We start from the raw sequence: 17,612 nt of genomic DNA, 5'->3' as shown, positions 1-17,612 counted from the left end.
CGCCGTCGCCGCCAACCACCCGGACCACGCACACGCCCGGCGGCCGACAGAACAGCAGGTAGGGCCGCTGTCCTTCGTCGTCGCCGCCCGCCACCCTGCGCCCCGACCACCCGCCGCCCGGCCGGGGCCCGTCAGCGGGGTACCGGCCGAGCCGCCGCCCGCCCGGACCGCGAGGAACCCGCCGCCCGGCAAGCAGGCCCAGGGAACCGCCCCGCTCACGCCGTCGCCGCCATCTACCCCGCACCGCGGCGGCCTGGCGGACGGCCAAAGCCCATGAAGCGGGGTACCAGCCGGGCCACCGCTCGTCGGGGCCGCCCGGCGCTCGTGTTCAGGGGTGCGGGTCATTCCTCCCGCTGGGTGTCCAGTTCGGCCTGGAGCTCCTTGGCCAGGCGCTTCGCGCCGTCCACCAGGTCGGCCTCGGACACCGACTCCGTCCCCGCGAAGTCCGCCGAAGTCGTGTAGCACGTCTCCGCGTACAGGTTGGCCGTGCGCGTCCCCACGCACCCCCAGCCCAGCGGCTCGGAGTCCGGCTCGAACCACGAATAGGCCTCGTCGCCCATGCCCGAAAGCGCGGTGCGGTCACGCCGCTCCGACCCGCCCTCCAGCAGGCCCGCGGCCGCCTCCTCCCCTGACGTCTGCGCGTCCGGCTCCGCACGCACCAGCACCACGCGGGCGGCGGCCGGGGTGTGCGGGGAATCCGCGGTGGTCTCCCAGCGGCACTGCACGCCCTCCCGCTGCGGTTCGGGCAGGCCGTCGATGGCCTCGTCGATCCCCGCCTCGAAGCCGGGCACCAACTCCTCGAGCGCCTCCCCCTCCGCAGCGGCGCACTCCGGCAGACGCTCGAACCCCTTGTCCATGGTGACCAGGGCGACCACCGCCCACACTCCGCCGACCAGCAGCGCGAGCGCGGTGGCGGCGATCGCCGTCACCGCGGCGACCGCGCACCCCCGATTGGAGCGGGGTTCATTCACCACCGGGGAGGGCGGCTCCGGAGAGGCCCCGGGCCCGGGATACGGCCCCTGAGGATCCCCTCCCGGAGGCGGCGGGCCGGGAGGAGTGCCGTGGGCCGCCTGGGGTCCGGGCGGAGGCATGTGCGGGGAGCCAGGATGCGGTGCTCCGGAAGGGGCCGAGTGGCCTGGTGCGGGACCAGGCACGTGGGGACCAGGCACATGGTCGAACGCCCGGCCGGGTGCCTGGCCCGACGCAGGGCCGGACGCCTGGCCAGGAGCGGGGGCCGACGCGGGGCCGACCGCCTGGCCGGGGGGAGGGCCTGGCATCGGTCCGGGCGGGGGTGCATCGGGGCCGGACGTGCCGGGTGGGGCGGTCGGCGCTGGGCCCGGGGGCGGGCCCTGGTGCCCCTGCGCCGCTGAAGGCCTCGCCTGTCCGCTGCTCGGCGGTCCCGGGGTGGCCGCTGCGGAAGGCGACTCCGGGGTGACCGCTGCGGGGGGCGGCTCCGACTCCCCCGGCTCCGGCTCATGTGGCTCCGCGCCCTCACTCAGGGCGGCGGCGGGAGCGGGTTCCGGCGGCGCCTGCTCATCCGCCTCTCCCCCATCCCCCTGGTGACCGGAGGGCGTGTCCGAAGGGGCGTCGTCAGAGAACGGCCGGGGCTCCTCGGTCGCTCCGGGTTCCGGCTCTTGCCCCGAAACCGGCCCCGGCCCCGGCTGCGGCTGCGGGGCGGGCGCCTCCCGAACCGCCGCCGCTTCCGCCGGGGCGGGGTCCGGAGCGACCTCCGCATGGGCCTCCGACACGTGCGCGTCCGGCTCCGGTCCGGAGCCGTCGGCCTGTGCGGGGTCCTGCGATCGGTCCATGAGCGACTCCCCTAGTCCCGGTCTCTGTCGGCGGCGCCCCCGCGAGTGCCCCCACGAGCGCACCCGGCGGCTGCTCTTCCGGCCACTCCGATGCTCCCGGGGGTGTGAACGGTTCCCCGGGGAGCGGGTCGGAAGCCCGAGGCCCCTACATGCCGGACGCGACCGCGCAGGCCGGTCCGGGCAGGCCGGACCGGGCCAGTCCGGGCCGTGCGGGCGCACCGCGGGCCGGACCGGGCGGGCCGGTCCGGCCTGCCCGGACGGGCCCCCGGTGGGCCGGTCACGCCGCACCGTACCCGAGGCGCTCACAGCGCCTCGGCGATGGCCTCCGCCGCCCGGGCGGCCCCGTCCCGGGCCTGCCCCTCGTCCATGGCGCCCGCGCCGGGGTCGGCCGCGCCGGTGTACACGACCCGGACCACCAGGTTGGCGTCCCGGAAGACCGCCTCCCCCGACGTCCCGGCCGGTCCCGCCCTGCCCAGCAGGGCGTCCTCGCCCAGGGACGCGGGTGCGGGCACCGCCCCGAGCTGGAACGCGTCCAGCTCCGCCACGGTGTCGGCGGCGGCCGATGCCCCGCCGGTGTCCCCCGCCGCGTCGCTGAAGTACGCCCGGAAGTCCACCTGCAGGGTCCGGGGCGCGGCCCCGGTCCCCACCGAGGTCCAGGCGCACCGGGCCGTGTCGGAGCCGTCCATCGGCCCGCCGTCGGAGGTGTCCAGCGCCGCCTCGTCCACGAGCGCGCCCACCGCCTCCCCGGGGACCGAGGCGCACTCCGGCGCGGCGGTGTACCGGTCGTCCGGACCGGCCTCGCTGGAGGGGCCGCTCTCCTCGAAGACCTGGCCCACCATCAGCGAGGCGCTGGTCAGGACGAGCACGCCCACGGCGGCCGCCGCCCACCGCGACGCGGGCGGGGCCGACCTCCACAGGCTCTCCGGGCTGCGCACGGGTCAGCCCACGACGATGTTGACCAGCTTGGGCGCGCGCACCACGACCCGGCGCACCGTCTTGCCCTCCAGGAAGGCCTGCGCCTTCTCCGAGGCCAGCGCCAGCCGCTCCAGCTCGCCCTCGTCGATGTCCGGCGGCACCTGCAGCTTGTCCCGGACCTTGCTGTTGACCTGGACCACCGCGGTCACCTCCTCGCGCACCAGCAGCTCCGGGTCGGGCGCGCGCCAGTTGCCGACGGCCACCGACCCCTTGTGGCCCAGCCGCTCCCAGCCCTCCTCGGCCGCGTACGGGGCGACCAGGGACAGGGTGACGGCGATGGCCTCGGCCGCCTCGCGCACCGCCGGGTCGGCCGCGCCGGGCCCGTTCTCGATGGCCTTGCGGGCGGCGGTGACCAGCTCCATCATGCGGGCGATGGCGACGTTGAACCGGTGGTCCTCGATGGCTGCGGAGATCTCGGCCAGCGCCCTGTGGGTGGCCTTGCGCAGCTCCTTGTCGCCGGTCGCCGGGTCGGTGCCCGGCGCCGAGGCCTCACCGGCCTGGACCATCACCCGGAAGGCGCGGCCCAGGAACTTCAGCGACGCCCCGGGGGACACGTCGGCCCAGTCGATGTCGTCCTCGGGCGGGCCCGCGAAGAGCATGGTGAGCCGGACCGCGTCCACCCCGTAGGTGTCGATCTCGGTCCCCAGGTCCACGCCGTTGCCCAGCGACTTGGACATCGCCTTGCCGCGGTTGATGACCTGCCCCTGGTTGAGCAGGCGCGCGAACGGCTCGGTGAACTCCAGCATGCCCATGTCGTGCAGGGCCTTGATGAAGAACCGGGCGTACATCAGGTGCAGGGTGGCGTGCTCCTTGCCGCCGATGTACTGGTCGACCTGGCCCCACCGCTTGACCTCGTCCTCGGAGAACGGCGCGGTGGCCAGGTCCGGCGACAGGTAGCGCAGGAAGTACCAGGACGAGTCCACGAAGGTGTCCATGGTGTCGGTGTCGCGCTTGGCCGGGCCGCCGCAGGCCGGGCAGTCCACGTTCACCCACGCCTCGTTGGCCGCCAGCGGGGAGATGCCCTTGGGCGCCAGGTCCGCGCCGCGCATGTCGTCGGGCAGCGTCACCGGGAGCTGCTCGTCGGGGACGGGGACCTCGCCGCAGGCCGGGCAGTGGACGATCGGGATCGGCGTCCCCCAGAACCGCTGGCGGGACAGCAGCCAATCGCGCAGCCGGTAGTTGACGGTGCCGGTCCCGGTGCCGCGCTCCTCCAGGATCTCGATGATCCGCGGGATGGCGTCACTCTTGGCGAGCCCGTCCAGCGGCCCGGAGTTCATCAGCGTGCCCTCGCCGGCGGTGGCCAGCCCGGTCTGCGCCGGGTCGTCCTGCCCGGTGTCGACCACCGGGCGCACCGGCAGGCCGAAGGTGAGCGCGAAGTCCAGGTCGCGCTGGTCGTGGGCGGGCACCGCCATGATGGCGCCGTGGCCGTAGTCGGCCAGCACGTAGTCGGCGGCCCAGACCGGGATCCGCTCGCCGTTGACCGGGTTGACCGCGTACCGGCCCAGGAAGACGCCGGTCTTCTCGCGCTCGGTGGACTGGCGTTCGATGTCGCTGAGCTTGGCGACCTCGCCCCGGTAGGCCTCGAACGCCGCGCGCTGCCCCTCGGTGCACAGCTCCTCGGCCAGCGGCGCGTCGGCGGCCACCACGAAGAAGGTGGCCCCGTACAGCGTGTCGGGCCGGGTGGTGAAGACGGTGACCGGCTCGTCGCGCCCCTCGACGGCGAACCGGACGTCGGCGCCCTCGGAGCGGCCGATCCAGTTGCGCTGCATGGTCAGGATCTCGTCGGGCCACTTGCCTTCGAGCTGGTCCATGTCGTCCAGCAGGCGCTGGGCGTAGTCGGTGATGCGGAAGTACCACTGGTTGAGGCTGCGGCGCACGACATCGGAGCCGCAGCGCTCGCACCGGCCCTGCACGACCTGCTCGTTGGCGAGCACGGTCTGGTCCTTGGGGCACCAGTTGACCAGCCCGTCCTTGCGGTAGGCCAGCCCGCGCTCGAAGAACTTCAGGAAGAACCACTGGTTCCAGCGGTAGTACCCGGGGTCGCTGGTGTGCAGGCGGCGGGTCCAGTCCACGGAGATGCCGTAGCGCCGGAACGACTCGGCCTGGGTCTCGATGTTGGCGTAGGTCCACTCGGCGGGGTGGGTGCCGTTGCGGATGGCCGCGTTCTCGGCGGGCAGCCCGAAGGAGTCCCAGCCGATGGGGTGCAGGACGTTCTCCCCGCGCTGGAAGTGGTAGCGCGCGATGACGTCGCCGATGGCGTACACCTCGGCGTGCCCCATGTGGAGGTCGCCGGAGGGGTAGGCGAACATGTCCACGACGTAGCGGCGCGGGCGGGTGTCCCCCGGGTCCTCGGAGGCGGTGAAGGGGTTGTCCTCCGCCCAGCGGGCCTGCCACTTGTCCTGCAGGGCGCGAGCGTCGTAGGCGTCGCCCGCCACCCGGTCTCCTTCAACCGCTGTCATCGCTGAATAGTCCCTCTACCGGTTCGCTCCGCGCGGCCGCCGGAGGCGGCCCGTGTATGGCGCGTTCGGCCGCCCGTGGCGCGCCGTACGGTCGGGTCCGCGGGCCGCGCCGTCTCCGGGCGGGTTCTCCTGTGTTCCAAGGTTAGCGCGACCGGGGAGGCGCCCCGCCATTGCGGCGCGGGCGCGCGGGGCCCACCGCGCCCCCGGTGGGCCCCGCCTCCGCACGCCTGATCCGAAGGTTTGCGGATGCGAGCCGAGCCTAGGCGCCGGGGGCGACATTCGGGGCGCGAACCGGGGAGTCGGGCGGGGCCGCGCGGAGGACGGTGCCGGGTGACCCCTCCGTCACCAACCGGAGACCCCTTCGTTGAGGGGGATGGGCCCTCCCGGCGCCGGGGCCGGTGGAAGAATGCGGTGCGGGCGGCGTCCCCTGGCCGCCCCCGGCGCGTCCGGCTTGTGGGCCCCTCACGGCTCCGCCGGCGGCACCCGTCCCGCGCGCCGCGGCCGCCGAACCCTGGGAGTCCGCCCCGATGATCCCCACCCCCGCCCGCCGCGCCGTCCGCGCCCTGCCCGCCGCCCTGCTCGCGGCGGCCGTGGCCCTGGGGGCGGCCGCCTGCGCCGGCGACGCGGAGACCGACACCGCCTCCGTGGAGAGCGAGGCTCCGGACCTGGGGCAGAACCAGGAGCGGGTGCGGCTGACCGAGGGCGCGCCGGTGAGCATGGAGACCCGCTCGGGCGCGATGGCGGCGGTGCAGATGACCGGGCACGAGCCCGGGGACGACCCGCAGGTCACCATCACCGTCACCGCTGAGGGCGGGGAGGCCGAGGAGTACACCCTGCCCCTCGGCGGGGAGCTGGACGTGGCCGGGGACCGCTGGCGGGTCTCGGAGATCGGGCTGAGCGACACCCGGTCCCAGCCGAGCAGCACCACGCTCACCCGGGCCGACGACGCCTCCGGCGGGGATTCCGGGTCCGGCGCGGCCTCCGGCGGCGACGCCTGAGGCGCGCCCGCACGCCCCCGGCCCCCGGGCGGGATGCGGGGGGCGGGAAGCGGGGCGGGGCGGGCGCGACACGGCCGACCCCGGGGACCGGGGTCCGGCTGCCGGAGGGCCGGTGGCCCGGGCCGTGACGGCGCGAGTGGGCCCCGGTGCGGACACCGCAAGTTACCGTGCGGTAAAAAGTGACCGGGAACACCCTCTCGCACCCTTGGGAGACGCGATGCTCAACCTGTCCGTGCTGCTGGAGGACGGCGCCCGGAACAACCCCGAGCGCGAATGCCTCATCTTCGGCGACCTGCGCCTGAACTACGCACTCGTCGACATGATCGCCAACCAGGTCGCCAACCTCCTGGTCGCGCGGGGCGTCGCGCCCGGGGACAAGGTCGCCCTGGCCTCGCCCAACACGCCCTACTTCCCGTTCGTCTACTTCGGCGCGCTCAAGGCCGGGGCCGTCGTGGTCCCGCTCAACGTGCTGCTCACCCCGCGGGAGATCGCCTACCACCTGGAGGACTCGGGGGCCAAGGCGCTGTTCGCCTTCACCGGCACCCCCGACCTGCCGCTGGGCGAGCGTGCCCGCACCGCCTTCGAGCAGGTCGACTCCTGCGAGGTCTACATCGACCTGCCGGCCGAGCCCGGCGCCAAGGAGTCGGCGGTCGCCGGGGCCGAGACGCTGTGGGCGGCCCTGGACGGGCAGCCCGGCACCTTCGAGTCGGTGCGCACCGAGGCCGACGACACCGCGGTGATCATCTACACCAGCGGCACCACCGGCACGCCCAAGGGCGCCGAGCTGAGCCACAACAACCTGCTGTACAACGCGGTGTGCTCGAGCGAGCTGTTCGGCTCCGCCGAGCGCGACGTCTTCCTGGCCGTGCTGCCGCTGTTCCACATCTTCGGCCAGACCACCCAGCTCAACACCGCCCTGTACCGGCACGCCGCCATCGTGCTGATGCCGCGCTTCGACGGCGACGAGGCGCTGGCGCTCATGGAGAAGGAGGGCGTCACCACCTTCGGCGGCGTGCCGACCATGTACTGGGGCCTGCTGGGCGCCAAGGGCGAGCACGACCTGAAGAAGATCGCCTCCACCCTGCACACCGCGGTCTCCGGCGGCGCGGCGCTGCCCGCAGAGCTGGCCAGGAGCGTCAAGGAGCGGCTGGGCGTGGAGATCCTGGAGGGCTACGGCCTGTCCGAGACCTCCCCGGTGGTGTCCTTCAACAACCCCAAGGTCAAGGCGAAGACCGGGTCGATCGGCCGCCCGATCTGGGGCGTGGAGATGCGGCTGGTCGACCCCGAGTTCAACGAGGTCGAGGGCGAGGGCCCCGGGGAGGTCGCGGTGCGCGGCCACTGCGTCATGAAGGGGTACTACAACCGCCCCGACGCCACCGCCCAGGTGCTCCAGGACGGCTGGTTCCGCACCGGCGACATCGCCCGCCGGGACGAGGAGGGCTTCTACTTCATCATCGACCGCTCCAAGGACATGATCATCCGCGGCGGGTACAACGTGTACCCGCGCGAGCTGGAGGAGGTCCTGCTGACCCACCCGGCCGTCAGCCTGGTCGCGGTGGTGGGCGTGCGGCACGAGTCCCACGGCGAGGAGATCAAGGCCTACGTGGTCCGCGAGGAGGGCGCCGAGCTGGGCGAGGAGGAGCTGGTCGCGTGGGCCAAGGAGCGGCTGGCCGGCTACAAGTACCCGCGCCTGGTGGAGTTCCGCGACACGCTGCCGATGACCGCCACCGGCAAGATCCTCAAGCGCGACCTGCGCTGATCCCCGGCGCCGCGCACGCCCGGGACCCCGCCCCGCACCGGGAGGGGCCCCGGGCGCCGGGCGGCGCTCAGGACAGCGGCCTCCACGGAGCCCCGCACGCGGTACAGCGGTACACGATGCGCCGGCCGCAGGCGGCGCAGTGCGGTCCCGGACCGTGCCCGTCCGGCTGCTCGGCGTGCCGGTCGGCGAAGAGGCGGGGCTCGGCGCAGCGGTTGCAGCGGATCCGTACCCCGGTGGGGCTCTTGGGCCAGGGCGGCTCCGGTTCGATGGGGTGGCCGTCCTCGGCGGGGCCCTCCCCGCCGGGGTGCTCCCCGGGGGCGGCGGTGTCCATCCGGCCAACTCTCGCCCACCCCCGCGGGCGGGTCAAGGCCGGGGCCGGGGCCGGCGCCCTTCCTTCCCGTTGATCCCGGGAAAAGCGCCCCTACGAGCACGGTTTTAGCGTCGTTTCTCCCGAGATCAACGAGGCAGCGCGTCGGCCAGGGCGTCGACGCGGTCGGCGGCCTCGGCCAGCCGCGCCCTGGGCACCCTGCCGCCGTCCACGGCCTCCAGCACCGCCGCATGGGCCGCCAGGTAGGCCTCCCGGCCGGTGCCCCCGGCCGTGGCCGGGTTGCCCAGGCACAGCAGGTCCGCCCCGGCGGCCAGCGCCTCCACGGCGCCGCGCGCGACCGCGCGCACCGTGTCCGCCTCCCCCGTGTGCACCGCCAGCCCCTTCATGTCCAGCGCGTCGGTGACGGCGACCCCCTCGAAGCCCAGCTCCTCCCGGAGCAGCCGGTACCAGCGGGGCGAGACGCTCGCCGGTGCGGCGTCCACGGCGGGGACCACGATGTGCCCGCTCATCACCATGTCGACGCCCGCGCGCACGGCGGCGGCGAAGGGCACCAGGTCCCGCTCCCGCAGCAGTCCCTCCCCCGCCCCGATCACCGGCAGCCCGACGTGGGAGTCGGTGCGCGTGTCGCCGTGCCCGGGGAAGTGCTTGGCCGCGGCCGCCCGGCCCACATCCTGCAGCCCGGCCGTGAACGCCGCCCCGTGCTCGGCGACCGCCCCGGGCCGGTCGGAGAACGCGCGCGGCCCGATCACCGGGTTGCGGGGGTCGGAGGCGACGTCGACCACCGGCGCGAGCGCGGCGTCCACACCCGCCCGGCGCAGCAGGTCACCGATGGAGCGGGCGGCCGCCCGGGTGGCGGCGGTGTCCCCCGCGGCACCGAGCTCTCCGTGGGCGGGGTGCGGTGAGGCCCCGCCCGGGTGGAAGCGGCTGACCGGCCCGCCCTCCTCGTCGCAGGCGATGAGCAGCCGGCCGCGGGCGCCGTGCAGCTCCCGGGAGAGCGCGGCGGGGTCCCCGTCCAGGTTCTGCGCGAAGTACAGCACCGCCCCCAGCCCGTCCCGGCAGGCCTCCAGCAGCCACGGCGGGGCGGCGGTGCCCAGGAAGCCGGGCATCAGCACCCGGGCGGCGCGTTCGGCGTCGGCGCGGCTCACCCCTTCACCGCCCCTTGGACCAGGCCGGAGACCAGGCCCCGCTGCACGAACAGGAAGAAGAGCATCACCGGGACGGTGATGACCGTCGAGGCCGCCATCATGGCGCCCCAGTCGGTGGTGTTCTGGCCGAAGAACTGGCGCAGCCCGACGGCGACGGTGTAGGTGTCGGCGTCGTCCATGAAGGCGAAGGCGATGAGGAACTCGTTCCACGCGGTGATGAAGGAGAAGATCCCGGTGGCCACCAGCCCCGGGGCCACCAGCGGGAGCAGCACCGACCAGAACATGCGGGGCCAGGACGCGCCGTCGATGTAGGCGGCCTCCTCCACCTCGGCCGGGACCGCGGCGGTGAAGCCGCGCAGCATCCAGATGGCGAACGGCAGCGACAGCGCGATGTAGACCACCGACAGGCCCAGCAGCGAGTTGAGCATGCCCAGCGAGGAGGCCTGCAGGAACAGCGGGATGACCAGCGCCTCCAGCGGCACCATCTGCACGACCAGCACCATCACCAGCACGGTGGTGCGCAGCCGGAACCGGAAGCGGGAGACGGCCACCGCCGCCAGCAGCGCCAGCAGCGCGCTCCCCGCCACCGTCACCACCGCCACCACCAGCGAGTTGCCGAGGTAGGTGAGGAACCCGGCCTCGGTCAGCGCGTACCGGTAGTTGTCCAGCGTGGGGTCGGCGGGCAGCAGCGCCTCGGTGCCGGTGACGCTGCGCGCGGGCGCCAGGGAGCTGGCCACCATGAAGTAGGCCGGGAACAGGGTGAAGGCCAGCAGGGCGGCCACCGCGAGCGCCTTGCCGAGCATCCACCGGGTGCGGCGCGTCATCGCAGCTCCTCGTCGCGGAACAGGGACCGCAGGTAGACCAGGGTGATGGCGAGCAGGAGCAGGGTGAGCAGCACCGCGACCGCCGCGCCCGACCCGTAGTCGCGCTGCACGATGCCCTGCAGGTAGGACCACACCCCCAGGTTCAGCACCTCCCGGTTGGCGCCGTCGCCGCCGGGCATCAGGAACACCTGGGCGAACACCTTGAAGTCCCAGATGGTGGACAGGATGGTCACCACCGCGAACACCGGGCGCAGCACGGGCAGGGTGACGTGGCGGAACCGCTGCCAGGCCCCGGCTCCGTCGATGAGCGCCGCCTCGTACAGCTCCCGGGGGACGGTGAGCAGGCCCGCCAGCACGGTCACCGCCACGAACGGGAAGCCGTGGTGGACGATGTTGAGGGTGACGATGCCGTAGAAGAGCAGCCGGTCGGCGAACCAGTTCATGCCTTCGGGGCCGAGCGCCCCGGCGGCCTCCAGGCCCTGGCGGACGATGCCCCGGTCCACCTCGAAGATCCACACCCACACGTAGGTGCCGGTGACGGCGGGCATCGCCCAGGCGATCATCACGCAGCTGATCACGGCGGTGCGGGCCAGCGGGCGCAGCGACGCCAGCAGCAGCGCCACCAGGGTGCCGAAGACGACCGTGGTGCCGACCGCCACGACCGCGAACACGGCGGTGTTGGGCAGCGCGACGCGCCACAGGTAGCCGTCGGAGAGCAGCTCGGCGTAGTTCTCCAGCCCGTTGTAGTCGGTCTCTCCGGACAGGATGTTGTCCAGCCCGTAGTCCTGCACCGACAGCCACAGCACCCGCCCGAGCGGGTAGAGCAGGAGTCCGCCCAGCACCGCCAGGCCGGGGGCGAGCAGCGCCCACGGCAGCAGCGCGCGGCGGCGCCGCCGGGTGAGCAGCGGTCGGGGGCGCGGGGGCGGGGCGGCCGCGCTGGGCCGCCCCGGTGTCGTCGTCGCGGTCACGTCGGTCCCGGTCCGGTCAGTCCTGGTTCAGGGTGTCCTCGATCTCGGTGTTCGCGGTCTCCGTGGCCTCCTCCACGGTGGCGTCGCCGTTCAGCACCGACTGGGTCATGCCGGGGATGATCTGGGCCCCTTCGACCTCGCCCCACTTGGGCGAGACGGGGGCGACGCGGCTCGCCTCCAGGATCTGCACGGCGAACGGCCGGACCAGCGGGTCGTCGGACTCGGCCAGCGCCTCGATCTGCTCCTGCTTGCCCGGGAAGTAGGTGCTCTCCTCGGTCCAGCGCTGCGCGAACTCGTCGCCGGTGAGCAGGTCGATGTAGGCCCAGGCGGCCTCGGTGTCGGCGCCCTCGAAGACGCCCAGGTGGGAGCCGCCGAGGAAGGAGGGGCTGTAGCCGCCGTCGGGGCCGGGGATGGGGAAGGCGCCCAGGTTCTCGGCCAGTTCGGGGTCGGCCTCCTCGATGGCGCGCGGGGTCCAGCTCCCGGAGACCGCCATGGCGACGTTGCCGTCGACGAAGTTGTCCTGGACGTCGGTCTCCTTCCAGGTGGCGGCGCCGGTGCTGGAGACGCCGTCCTCCAGCGCCAGGTCGGTGTAGAAGCTCAGGCCCTCGCGGGACTCGGGGCTGGTCAGCCCGCCTTCCCAGGTGCCGCCGGACTCATCGGCGATACCGCCCCCGGCGCCCCAGATGAAGGGCATCACCGAGTAGGGGGCGTCCCCGGGGACGGGGAAGGCGACCATGTCGTCCTCCTCCTCGGAGATCGCCACCGCCGTCTCGCGCAGCCCGTCCCAGTCCTCGGGGACCTCCAGGCCGTGCTCCTCGAACACGTCGGTGCGGTAGATGATCGAGCGGACCCCGGCGTACCAGGGCATGCCGTACAGGCCGCCGTCGAAGGTGCCGGCCTCGACCAGCGCCTCGTTGTAGGCGGAGGTGTCCCCGGCCTGCTCGGACAGATCGGCGAGCGCCCCGAGCTGGGCGAACTCGGGGGTGAAGGTGGTGCCGAGCTCGGCGACGTCGGGCAGGGTGCCCCCGGCCATGCCCTTGGTGAAGCGGTCGTGGGCGTCGGCCCAGGGCACGAACTCCACCTCGACCGGGGTGCCGGTCTGCTCCTCGTAGCGGTCGCCGACCGCCTCGAAGTAGTCGGTGGCGTCGGGGTTGGTGCCCTCCATGATCCACACCAGGAGCCCGTCGGAGGCGTCGTCGCCTCCTCCCCCGCCGCCGCACCCGGCGGCGGTGAGGGCGAGGGCGGTCAGTACCGCGGCGGTGCGGGGAATCCTCGGCTGCATCGGCGCTCTCCCATCCGGTCACGGCCCCCGGGATCGGCTTGGTAGAAAAACTACGCACACTCGGGTGAGCTGTGAAGAAAAGTCACACGGATGTTATGACCGAGCGCGTGCCGCGCGCCGAGACTACTGGGCGCCGGGGCTCCGACGCCTCAGAACTCGCAGGGCAGCTCCTTGATCCCGTTGACGAAACTGGACAGCAGCCGCTCCGGGGGCCCCGCGGCGCGGATGCCCGGCACCCGGCGGTGCAGTTCGCGCCACATCGCGGTGATCTCCCGGCGGGCCAGGTGGGCGCCGAGGCAGAAGTGCGGGCCGGGGCCGCCGAAGCCCACGTGCGGGTTGGGCGAGCGGGTGATGTCGAACCGGTCGGGGTCGTCGAAGACCGCGGCGTCCCGGTTGGCCGAGGGGTAGAACAGCAGCACCTTGTCCCCGGCCCGGTACCGGTGGCCGTTCATCTCGTGGTCGCGGGTGAGGGTGCGGCGCATCCAGGTGACCGGCGAGGCGTACCGGACGACCTCCTCCACCGCGGTTCCCGCCCGGCCCTCGAAGTCCTCCCACCACAGCTCGCGCTGGTCGGGGTGGTCGGTGAGCAGCGTCAGGGTGTGGCTGATGCCGTTGCGGGTGGTCTCGTTCCCGGCCACCGCCAGCAGGATGAAGAACGACCCCAGCTCCTGGTCGCTCAGGGACTCGCCGTCGATGTTCGCGTTGGCCAGGGCGGTGGTCAGGTCGTCCGCGGGCTCGCGGCGGCGCAGCTCGGCCAGCTCGCCGAGCAGGGCGCTCAGCTCGGCCCCGGCGTTCAGCAGCCGGGTGATCGCGGTCTCGGCGTCGTCGCCGAGGTAGTCGGGGTCGTTCCCGGCCAGGACCACGTTGGAGTTCTCGAAGACCATCGCCCGGCGGCTCTCCGGGATGCCCATCATGTCGCAGATGATGGCCAGCGGGAGCCGGGCGGCGACCTCGGAGACGAAGTCGCACGGCCCCTTCTCCAGCAGGTCGTCGACGATGGCCTCGGCCTGGCGGCGCACGTCGTCCTCCAGCCGGGCGAGCATGCGCGGGGTGAAGCCGCGCGAGACGATGCGCCGCAGCCGGGCGTGGCGCGGGTCGTCCATGGTGATCATCGAGCCGAAGTACTCGGCGAAGTCGGGCGGCATGTCCGGGATGGACACGGCGCTGGGCTCGGAGGCGAAGACCTGCGGGGAGCGGCTGGCCTCGGTGACGTCGGCGTACCGGACCAGCGCGTAGTAGCCGGGGCCGGCGGGCACGGGGCCCGCGTCGGGCTCCTCGAAGAAGACGGGAGCGCGCTCGCGCAGGCGGGCGAAGGCGGCGTGCCTCTCCTCCTGCGGAGCGCGCCAGAAGTCCATCGAGGACAGGTCGATGCCGGCCGGTCCGGCCGAGTGCGTCGAGAGCATGCGGGGGGCCTTCCGACGGGTGCGGACTCCCCCACACTCTTTACACGCCCCCTCTTCGTGTCAAGTGGCCTGGTCGTCCCCCTCCCCTCCGGGCTCCCCGCCGCCGTCCGGCTCGATCCCCGCCGCCAGGCGCAGCGTCGAGACCAGCTCGGCCGGCTTGTACACGGCCCGGCCCACCGCGGCGCAGAAGGCGGCGAGCATGTGCACCTGCACCATGGGGTCGCCGTTGGCCAGCCGCTCGGCGGCCTCCTCCTCCCCCACCGAATGCGCCTCCCAGGCCGTGACCACGGCGAACTCCAGCTCCGGGGGCAACAGGTCGGCCACGGTGCGCGCGACCGCCTCCCGGGAGTCGGCGGGGCGGTAGGACACCCCGGTCTCCTGCACCCGGCGGGTCAGGAAGGTGGCGAAGATCCGCAGTTCGGAGGCGACCAGGTCGGTCCCCCCCTCCCCGCTGACCCGTTCGGCGGCCGCGAGCAGCGCCTCGCGGTCGGAGCGGACATAGGCGTCGATCAGGGTGACGGCGTTCTCGGCGGCGCGCAGCCGCTCCTCGCTCGCTTCATCCGGCATGGCCCCATGATCCCGCAACGCCCCCGGCCGCCGGGAGCGGCCGGGGGCGCGTGGCGGGCGCCGGGGCCCGGTCAGGAGAAGGACGGCCGCAGCGGCATGTGCGCGTCGGTCCCGTCCAGCTTCACGCCGAGGATCTGGTGCAGCTGCACCACGTCCTTCTCGAAGCCGAGGATGCAGCCGGCCATGTACAGCCGCCACACCCGGGCGGTGCCCTCGCCGACCTCGCGCACCGCGGTGTCCCAGTTCCGCTCCAGGTTGGCGCACCAGTGGCGCAGCGTCAGCGCGTAGTGCTCGCGCAGGTTCTCCTGGTGGCGGATCTCGAACCCGGCGTCGTTCATCTGCGCCTGGAGCCAGCCCGGCCCCTCCAGCTCGCCGTCGGGGAACACGTACCGGTTGATCACCCCGCCCGGCACCATCGCCGGCAGGTCGTTGCGGGGCCGGGTGATGCAGTGGTTCAGCAGCCGGCCGCCCGGCTTGAGCTTGGAGTACAGTCCCGCGAAGTAGTCCGGCACGTTCTTCTTGCCGATGTGCTCGGTCAGCCCGATCGAGCTGACCCGGTCGTAGAACTCGTCGGGCACGTCCCGGTAGTCCATGTGCCGGACCTCGGCCAGGTCGGACAGGCCCTCCTGGGCGATGCGCTTGCTCGCCCACTCGGCCTGCTCCTTGGACAGGGTCACGCCCAGCGCCTTGACGCCGTACTCCTTGGCCGCGTGCCGCACCATGCCGCCCCAGCCGCAGCCCACGTCCAGCAGGCGCATGCCCGGCTGCAGGTCCAGCTTCCTGGCCACCAGGTCGTACTTGTCGAACTGCGCCTGCTCCAGCGTGGCGTCCTCACTCGGGAACACCGCGCAGGTGTAGGTCATCGACGGGCCCAGCACCAGCTCGTAGAAGGCGTTGGAGACGTCGTAGTGGTGGTGGATGACCTCGGCGTCCCGCCCCTTGCTGTGCCGGGTGCCGCGCCCGGAGAGCCGGGTGCGGCGCATCTCCTGCGGGGGCGGCGGGACGCGGTTGACGAACTTGACCCACCCGATGCCCGCCGCGATCCGCGCGAGCTCCAGCGGCGACAGCCGCAGGCCGTCGTCGAAGACCAGGTCGGCCATCCTCTTGAGGGCGGTGTACATGTCGCCCTCCAGGTCCAGGTGCCCGGAGACGTAGGCGCGGGTCAGGCCGAGTGCGCCGGGCGCCTGGGCGATGTAGTTCAGCGCCACAGGGCTGCGCACCACCAGCGTGGTGTCGCTGTCCGGGTCACCCGCCGTGCTGCCGTCATAGGCGCGGAACCCCACGGGCGCGTCGGGCCCGACGACGCGTTCGAAGATCTCCGCAAGCCGCATGTTCGTTCCCTTCGTCGCGGCACGTCGCCCCCATCCCCCGGGGCGGGCGTGTCATCTCTTCGTTGAACGCCTCACCTGTTGCCGACGCACTTGGCGTACAGGTCCAGCAGCCGCCCCTGCGGGTCGTACTCCCGCTTGAGGCGGCCATAGGCGTCGCCGTTGTAGAGCCTCCAGAACTCCTCTTCGGAGTAGAAGGCGTCGGAGTAGAGGGACTTGTGGCCGTCGAGGCGCGTGACCTCCTCCTCCACCAGCAGGTTGTGGTGGTGGCGGCGCTGCCCGCGCGTCATCGGGACCATGCCCCAGAAGCCGAAGTTCACGTACAGCCGCTCCTGCTCCAGGGGGTACAGCGGCCAGATGTGGCCGCCGTCGCCCGGCGCGCCCTTCTCGCTCAGGCGCAGGGGGCACATCCACACCGGCGTCATGCCGATCTTCTCGTGGAAGAAGTCGAGGAACTCGGCGCCGCGCTCGACGCCCACCTCGACGTCCTGGATGAGGGGCTCCTGCTGGGGGCGGCCGCGGTAGTGGTTGAGCAGCCGGCTGAAGTCGGTGCGGCGGTCCAGGGCCACCAGCTTGCGGTAGACGTCGGAGCGCTTGAGCGCGCGCGGCCACAGGCGCCGCACCGCGGGGTTCTGCACCCCGAACGCGCGCGAGCACCAGAACCAGTCGGTGTCCCAGCGCCAGATGTAGTCCTCGACCGCCATGTAGTCGCCCGGCCCCGTGCCCGCGTACCTCGGGATCGACCGGTAGTAGATGTCGTGGCCGGTGTAGTCGCTGGTCCAGGGGGCGCTGGGGGTGAAGGAGGCGAGGGTGAGGTAGAGCTCGTCCGGACCGAAGGACACGCCGTCGACGAAGTCGACCCGCTCGCCCTCGTACTCGGAGTCCGCGCAGATCCGCGCCAGCGCGTCCATAGCCTCCCTGCCCCCGCCGAAGCGCAGGTGGCGCAGGTGCACGAACGGCTCGACCGGCTCCAGGCGGATGCGCAGGCGCAGGCTGTAGCCGAGGGTGCCGTAGGAGTTGGGGAACCCGTAGAAGAGGTCGGCGTGCTCGTTGTCGCGGCGGGCGACGACGGTGTCGCCGGTGGCGGTGAGGATCTCGATCTCCTCCACCGCCTCGTGCGGCAGCCCGGTGCGGAAGGAGCTGGACTCGATGCCCAGGCCGGTGACGGCCCCGCCCAGGGTGATGGTGCGCAGCTGCGGGACCACGGTGGGCATGAGGCCGTGCGGCAGGGTGGCGGCGACCAGGTCCTCGTAGGTGGTCATGCCGCCGACCTCCGCGGTGCGGGTGGCCGGGTCGACCGAGATGACCGAGGCGAAGGCGGACACGTCCAGCCGGGGGGCGTCGCCGTCGTCGCGGAACCGGAAGAGGTTCGACGTCGGCTTGGCGAGCCGGACGGGCGCGCCCTCGGGCAGGTCCGCGAAGTCGCGCCGGAGCCGCTGGACGGCGGCCACGTGGTCGGCGAAGTCCCGCTGCGGAGGCTGACGGTGCACGCTCACTCCCCTTCTCCGGCGCACCGGGTGCGCCGCGGACGTCGGTCTGGCCCGGGGCAACCCTACGCCTACCAAGCGGTAGTGAGGTGCGGGCGACACTGTTCCCCATGCCACTCTCTCAACCGGGAATGCGCAACGGAATTACGTCCCTACGGCAGGTCGGGCGGGTTCCGGGCGGTGGCGGCCGCGGCACGCCCGCACCCGGCGCGCACGACCCCGCACCCCAGGTGACGACAGAGGCGCGGCCGCGCGGCGCTCCCCCCGCAAGCCCTCCCGGC

The 17,612-nt window shown here is 73.5% G+C and carries 14 protein-coding genes; 2 read left to right on the top strand and 12 right to left on the bottom strand.

Going from position 1 to position 17,612, the window contains the following annotated elements; translation table 11 throughout:
* Positions 1–341 precede the first annotated feature (341 nt).
* The 3 genes from O4U47_RS11735 to leuS form a co-directional block, all read right to left on the bottom strand.
* Positions 342–974, bottom strand: coding sequence for a hypothetical protein (locus O4U47_RS11735; RefSeq protein WP_270677827.1), 633 nt, complete (start codon positions 972–974; stop codon positions 342–344).
* Between the two features lie 1,136 nt (positions 975–2,110).
* Positions 2,111–2,743: a hypothetical protein gene (locus O4U47_RS11730; protein ID WP_270677826.1), complete on the bottom strand. Its 633-nt coding sequence runs from the start codon at positions 2,741–2,743 to the stop codon at positions 2,111–2,113.
* Between the two features lie 3 nt (positions 2,744–2,746).
* Positions 2,747–5,242: a leucine--tRNA ligase gene (gene leuS / locus O4U47_RS11725; RefSeq protein WP_270677825.1), complete on the bottom strand. Its 2,496-nt coding sequence runs from the start codon at positions 5,240–5,242 to the stop codon at positions 2,747–2,749.
* A 527-nt stretch (positions 5,243–5,769) separates the two neighbouring features.
* On the opposite strand from leuS, the gene O4U47_RS11720 reads away from it, so the two are divergent.
* Together O4U47_RS11720 and O4U47_RS11715 are read left to right on the top strand one after the other, a co-directional pair.
* A complete protein-coding gene (locus O4U47_RS11720) occupies positions 5,770–6,240 on the top strand; it encodes a DUF6406 domain-containing protein (protein ID WP_270677824.1) in 471 nt (156 codons plus the stop codon).
* A 217-nt stretch (positions 6,241–6,457) separates the two neighbouring features.
* Positions 6,458–7,999, top strand: coding sequence for a long-chain-fatty-acid--CoA ligase (locus O4U47_RS11715; RefSeq protein ID WP_270677823.1), 1,542 nt, complete (start codon positions 6,458–6,460; stop codon positions 7,997–7,999).
* A gap of 67 nt (positions 8,000–8,066) precedes the next feature.
* Here the strand turns inward: O4U47_RS11715 and O4U47_RS11710 are convergent, their stop codons facing one another.
* The 9 genes from O4U47_RS11710 to O4U47_RS11670 all read right to left on the bottom strand — a co-directional run bounded on the left by O4U47_RS11710 (position 8,067) and on the right by O4U47_RS11670 (position 17,340).
* The gene (locus tag O4U47_RS11710) at positions 8,067–8,330 is read right to left on the bottom strand and encodes a hypothetical protein (protein ID WP_270677822.1); all 264 of its coding nucleotides are present in this window, start codon (positions 8,328–8,330) and stop codon (positions 8,067–8,069) included.
* A 125-nt stretch (positions 8,331–8,455) separates the two neighbouring features.
* Positions 8,456–9,472, bottom strand: coding sequence for a glycoside hydrolase family 3 N-terminal domain-containing protein (locus tag O4U47_RS11705; RefSeq protein ID WP_270677821.1), 1,017 nt, complete (start codon positions 9,470–9,472; stop codon positions 8,456–8,458).
* The gene (locus O4U47_RS11700) at positions 9,469–10,296 is read right to left on the bottom strand and encodes a carbohydrate ABC transporter permease (RefSeq protein WP_270677820.1); all 828 of its coding nucleotides are present in this window, start codon (positions 10,294–10,296) and stop codon (positions 9,469–9,471) included. Before O4U47_RS11700 ends, O4U47_RS11705 begins: the two co-directional genes overlap by 4 nt.
* Complete coding sequence (locus O4U47_RS11695; RefSeq protein ID WP_270677819.1) at positions 10,293–11,264, bottom strand: carbohydrate ABC transporter permease; 972 nt, start codon at positions 11,262–11,264, stop codon at positions 10,293–10,295. The genes O4U47_RS11700 and O4U47_RS11695 overlap by 4 nt, the downstream gene beginning before the upstream one ends.
* 16 nt (positions 11,265–11,280) lie before the next feature.
* Positions 11,281–12,546, bottom strand: coding sequence for a sugar ABC transporter substrate-binding protein (locus O4U47_RS11690; RefSeq protein ID WP_270677818.1), 1,266 nt, complete (start codon positions 12,544–12,546; stop codon positions 11,281–11,283).
* 149 nt (positions 12,547–12,695) lie between these two features.
* On the bottom strand, positions 12,696–13,949 hold the full coding sequence (locus O4U47_RS11685) for a cytochrome P450 (RefSeq protein WP_270677817.1): 1,254 nt from the start codon (positions 13,947–13,949) through the stop codon (positions 12,696–12,698).
* Positions 13,950–14,009: 60 nt separating this feature from the next.
* On the bottom strand, positions 14,010–14,516 hold the full coding sequence (locus O4U47_RS11680; protein ID WP_270677816.1) for a hypothetical protein: 507 nt from the start codon (positions 14,514–14,516) through the stop codon (positions 14,010–14,012).
* 71 nt (positions 14,517–14,587) lie between these two features.
* Complete coding sequence (locus O4U47_RS11675; protein WP_270677814.1) at positions 14,588–15,847, bottom strand: SAM-dependent methyltransferase; 1,260 nt, start codon at positions 15,845–15,847, stop codon at positions 14,588–14,590.
* A gap of 71 nt (positions 15,848–15,918) precedes the next feature.
* Complete coding sequence (locus O4U47_RS11670; protein ID WP_270677813.1) at positions 15,919–17,340, bottom strand: FAD-binding oxidoreductase; 1,422 nt, start codon at positions 17,338–17,340, stop codon at positions 15,919–15,921.
* Positions 17,341–17,612 lie beyond the last annotated feature (272 nt).

Source organism: Nocardiopsis suaedae (assembly GCF_027706745.1).
Lineage (GTDB): Bacteria > Actinomycetota > Actinomycetes > Streptosporangiales > Streptosporangiaceae > Nocardiopsis_A > Nocardiopsis_A suaedae.
This window is presented reverse-complemented; position numbering and strand designations above follow the sequence as displayed.

Excerpts from the sequence above, each read along its gene's own strand:
- leuS (WP_270677825.1), bottom strand. The coding sequence starts at position 5,242 with ATGACAGCGGTTGAAGGAGACCGGGTGGCGGGCGACGCCTACGACGCT.
- O4U47_RS11720 (WP_270677824.1), top strand. The coding sequence starts at position 5,770 with ATGATCCCCACCCCCGCCCGCCGCGCCGTCCGCGCCCTGCCCGCCGCC.
- O4U47_RS11715 (WP_270677823.1), top strand. The coding sequence starts at position 6,458 with ATGCTCAACCTGTCCGTGCTGCTGGAGGACGGCGCCCGGAACAACCCC.
- O4U47_RS11710 (WP_270677822.1), bottom strand. The coding sequence starts at position 8,330 with ATGGACACCGCCGCCCCCGGGGAGCACCCCGGCGGGGAGGGCCCCGCC.
- O4U47_RS11700 (WP_270677820.1), bottom strand. The coding sequence starts at position 10,296 with ATGACGCGCCGCACCCGGTGGATGCTCGGCAAGGCGCTCGCGGTGGCC.
- O4U47_RS11690 (WP_270677818.1), bottom strand. The coding sequence starts at position 12,546 with ATGCAGCCGAGGATTCCCCGCACCGCCGCGGTACTGACCGCCCTCGCC.
- O4U47_RS11685 (WP_270677817.1), bottom strand. The coding sequence starts at position 13,949 with ATGCTCTCGACGCACTCGGCCGGACCGGCCGGCATCGACCTGTCCTCG.
- O4U47_RS11680 (WP_270677816.1), bottom strand. The coding sequence starts at position 14,516 with ATGCCGGATGAAGCGAGCGAGGAGCGGCTGCGCGCCGCCGAGAACGCC.
- O4U47_RS11675 (WP_270677814.1), bottom strand. The coding sequence starts at position 15,847 with ATGCGGCTTGCGGAGATCTTCGAACGCGTCGTCGGGCCCGACGCGCCC.